Annotated in this window: 3 protein-coding genes; 2 read left to right on the plus strand and 1 reads right to left on the minus strand. The window is 69.6% G+C overall.

Features of this window, described 5'->3' with window-relative positions:
- Window positions 1–9 precede the first annotated feature (9 nt).
- Entirely contained in the window at window positions 10–2,289 is a 2,280-nt protein-coding gene (locus ACFWUQ_RS31270; protein WP_384544765.1) for a transglycosylase domain-containing protein, read from the minus strand.
- Window positions 2,290–2,521: 232 nt separating this feature from the next.
- Here ACFWUQ_RS31270 and ACFWUQ_RS31275 point away from each other — a divergent pair, with 232 nt between their 5' ends.
- Window positions 2,522–3,433 carry an SPFH domain-containing protein gene (locus ACFWUQ_RS31275; RefSeq protein WP_384544767.1) on the plus strand — a complete coding sequence of 304 codons (912 nt, stop codon included), beginning with the start codon at window positions 2,522–2,524 and terminating at the stop codon, window positions 3,431–3,433.
- Complete coding sequence (locus tag ACFWUQ_RS31280; protein ID WP_384544769.1) at window positions 3,430–3,759, plus strand: AT hook motif protein; 330 nt, start codon at window positions 3,430–3,432, stop codon at window positions 3,757–3,759. Before ACFWUQ_RS31275 ends, ACFWUQ_RS31280 begins: the two co-directional genes overlap by 4 nt.
- Window positions 3,760–3,804 lie beyond the last annotated feature (45 nt).

Raw genomic sequence — 3,804 nt, forward strand, 5'->3', positions numbered from 1 at the left:
GCGTCGTCATCAGTGCTGCGGCTCCTGCGGGAACAGCGGCACGTCCGGGGGCTTGTTGCTCGCATCCGGCGACTTGGTGGTGGTCTTCGTCGGATCGGGCGACTTGGTGGTGGTCTTCGTCGGGTCCGGCGACTTGGTGGTGGTCTTCGTCGGATCCGGCGTGTTCGCCGGCGGGGTGCTGCTCGGCGGCGGGGGCGGGGTCTGGCTCGCCGTGGGCGTCGAGGAGGCGGTGCGCGACGGGGCCTGCACGGCGCCCATCTCCGCCTCGGACAGGTCGAACTTGTCGGTGTCCCCGCCCTTGAGGACGGCGAGGGTGTACGCCTTCCAGATGGACGCGGGGAAGGAGGATCCGCCCGCGCGGCCGAGGCCCGCCGTGCCGGTCAGCGTGGTCTGCTTGTGCGGAGGGACCGGCTCCTCGCCGAACATCGCCACGACGGTGACCAGTTCGGGGGTGTAGCCGGTGAACCAGGCCGCCACGTTGGACTCGGTGGTGCCGGTCTTGCCGGCGGCCTCGTAGACGCTGCTGCGGACCTTGTTGCCGGAGCCGCCCTCGTCGTTGACGACGCCGTTGAGCACCTTGGTGACGGTGTCCGCGGTCTGGCGGCTGATGGCCTGCTCGCCGACCGCGTCCACCGGCTCCACGACGCGGTCCTTGTGCTCGGCCTTCTTGATGATGCTCGGCGTGACCTTCTTGCCGTGGTTGTCGAGGGTCGCGTAGACGGCGGCCATCTCGACGGTGTTCGCGCTCATCGTGCCGAGGGCCATGGCCGGCTTGTCCTCGGGCCAGCCCTCGCGGTCCTTCATGCCGAGGGTCAGGGCCGTCTTCTTGACGTCCTTGGGGCCCACGTCCACGATCATCTGCGCGTAGACGGAGTTCACCGAGTAGTTGGTGGCGTCCTGGACCGAGATCATCGGGTCGCCGAAGTTCCGCTGGTCCTGGTTCTCCGGGGCGAAGGGGATCTTGCTGCCGACCACGGGCCGCTTGTTGGTGCCGTCGTAGAGCGCGTTCGGGGTGATCGGCTTGCCGTCCTGCGTGGTCGCCTTGTTCTCCAGGGCGGAGGCGAGCACGATCGGCTTGAAGGTCGAGCCGGGCTGGAAGTCCTTGCGCAGGGCGTTGCTCGACCAGTGGTCCTTCAGGCCCGTGCCGCCGTACATGGCGACGATGTGGCCGGTCTTCGGGTCCACGGAGGTCGCGCCGGCCTGGACGTTCTGGTCGATGGGGCGGTTCTTGGTGTCCTTGCGGTCGAGCTTGGACTCCAGCTCGTCGTGGACGGCCTTCTCCAGCGCTTCCTGCTTCTTCGGGTCGATGTTGAGGTGGAACGTCCAGCCGCCGGCGTCGATCAGCTTCTTCTCGACGCCCTGGCTGTTCAGTTCGGCCTCGGCGGCCTGGACCAGGTAGCCCTTCTGCCCGTCCATGCCCGTCGGGGGCTGTGGCGGCTGCGGCTCCGCGAACTGCATCGTCTGGCGCTTGGCCTCGTCCAGCTCGCCCATCTCGACCATGTTGACGAGGGTGGCGTCGTAGCGGATCTTGATGCGGCCCTTGGTCTCGTCGCTCGCCGTGCTCCAGTCGTACTGGCTCGGGGCCTGGACGAGGGTGGCGAGGTAGGCGCCCTGCTCCAGGCTCAGCTTCTCGGCGTCGACGCCGTAGTAGGCCTGGGCGGCGGCCTGGATGCCGTAGGCGCCGCGGCCGAAGTAGCTGGTGTTCAGGTAGCCCGCGAGGATCTCGGGCTTCTTCATGCGCTGGTCGACCTTGAGGGAGATGACCAGTTCCTTGAGCTTGCGGGTCGGGGTCTGCTCCTGGGTCAGGTAGTAGTTCTTGACGTACTGCTGGGTGATGGTGGAGCCGCCGGCCCGCCCCTGGCCCGTGGCGGTGTTCCAGAGCCCGCGCGCGAGGCCCTTGAGGTCGACGCCGTTGTCCTTGCGGAAGGACTTGTTCTCGATCGCGATGAACGCCTCCTGGACGTCCTTCGGGATCTTGTCGATCGGCAGGATCTCGCGGTTGACGGTGCCCTTGGTCGCCATCGTCGTGCCGTCGGCGTACTTGTAGACATTGCTCTGCTGGAGCGCCTGCGCGTTGGGGTTGGGCTCCTCGACGTAGAAGTAGAGCCCGATCAGCGCGCCCATGCCGAGCAGGGTGACCGTGAAGAACGTGCCGAGGAGCTTCTTCCAGGTGAAGAAGCGGCGTATGCCCGTGGGTTTGCCGCTCTTCCCCGTGCCTCTGGTGCGTCCGCTCGGCGCCCGCCGCGCACCGCGCTGCTGCTGCGCCTTACGCGCTTCTGCTCGGCCCATCGCTCCCGCTCCGCTCGTTAACCCCCCGACGTCAGCTCAGAAAGCTAACACCGCAGGCTGTGACAAAGGCTGACCAAGTACGGCCAATAACGGTCAATTCGGACGTGAGAATCAGCACCCGCGCCAATGGAACCGACGCCCACCATGCCCCAAGGGTTGCCATGCGCGGAAAAAGTGATATCACTTTGCTAAGCGACCCGATCGGCCGCGACCGCGAGAAACGGGGCAAACGATGACGAACTCTGACGCGACGCCAGCCATCGGCGTACGGGAATTCACCGCCAACAGCGTGGGCGGGGGCCTGGCCCTCCTGCTCGGCCTGCTCGGCGTCCTCGGCGGCGTGGGCCTGGTCGTCGCCGGTGCGACGGCGGCCGGTACGGCCCTCAAGGCCGCTCTGGTCACGGGCGGCGTCCTCCTCTTCCTCGCGGCGGTCCTCGCGATGAGCGGACTGAACACGATCGCGCCCGGCGAGGCCCGCGTCGTCCAGCTGTTCGGTCGCTACCGCGGCACGATCCGCGCCGACGGCCTGCGCTGGGTCAACCCCCTCACCTCCCGCGCGAAGATCTCCACCAGGGTCCGCAACCACGAGACGGCGGTGCTGAAGGTCAACGACGCCTACGGCAACCCGATCGAGCTCGCGGCCGTCGTCGTGTGGAAGGTGCAGGACACCGCGCGGGCCACCTTCGAGGTCGAGGACTTCACCGAGTTCGTCGAGACGCAGACCGAGGCGGCGGTGCGGCACATCGCGATCGAGTACCCGTACGACGCCCACGAGGAGGGCGGCCTCTCGCTCCGCGGGAACGCGGAGGAGATCACCGAGAAGCTCGCCGTGGAACTGCACGCGCGGGTCGACGCGGCCGGCGTCCACATCATCGAGTCCCGCTTCACACACCTGGCGTACGCTCCGGAGATCGCCTCCGCGATGCTCCAGCGCCAGCAGGCGGGCGCGGTCGTGGCGGCCCGCAAGCAGATCGTGGAGGGGGCCGTGGGCATGGTCGAACTGGCACTGACCCGCCTGGCCGAGCAGGAGATCGTGGAGCTGGACTCCGAGCGCAAGGCCGCGATGGTCTCCAACCTGATGGTGGTCCTCTGCGGAGACCGCGCCGCCCAGCCGGTGCTCAACACGGGCACCCTCTACCAGTGACCCCGCCCGGCAGCACACCCCCGCCGCCCGGCCCGGACGAGGCGTCCGGACCGGAGCGGGGCGAGCCCGGCGAGGACGGCGGCGCACCGGCCGCCGCGCCCCGGCCCTCGGCCCGGCAGGCGCGCAAGCAGGTGCTGCTGCGGCTCGACCCCCAGGTCTACGACGCGCTGGCGCGCTGGGCGGGCGAGGAGCTGCGGAGCGCGAACGCGCAGATCGAGTTCCTCCTGCGCCGGGCCCTGTCCGAGGCCGGCCGGCTGCCCTCGGCCCCCGGGCCGATCCCCCGCCGCGGCCGGCCCCCGAGGCCGGCGGACCGGCCACCGGACTGACCGGCCCCGCCCCCGGCCGCGGGGGGGGGGGGCCCCCCCGCCCGC

It is taken from the genome of Streptomyces sp. NPDC058662 (genome assembly GCF_042716255.1).
Lineage (GTDB): Bacteria > Actinomycetota > Actinomycetes > Streptomycetales > Streptomycetaceae > Streptomyces.

Excerpts from the sequence above, each read along its gene's own strand:
- ACFWUQ_RS31270 (WP_384544765.1), bottom strand. The coding sequence starts at position 2,289 with ATGGGCCGAGCAGAAGCGCGTAAGGCGCAGCAGCAGCGCGGTGCGCGG.
- ACFWUQ_RS31275 (WP_384544767.1), top strand. The coding sequence starts at position 2,522 with ATGACGAACTCTGACGCGACGCCAGCCATCGGCGTACGGGAATTCACC.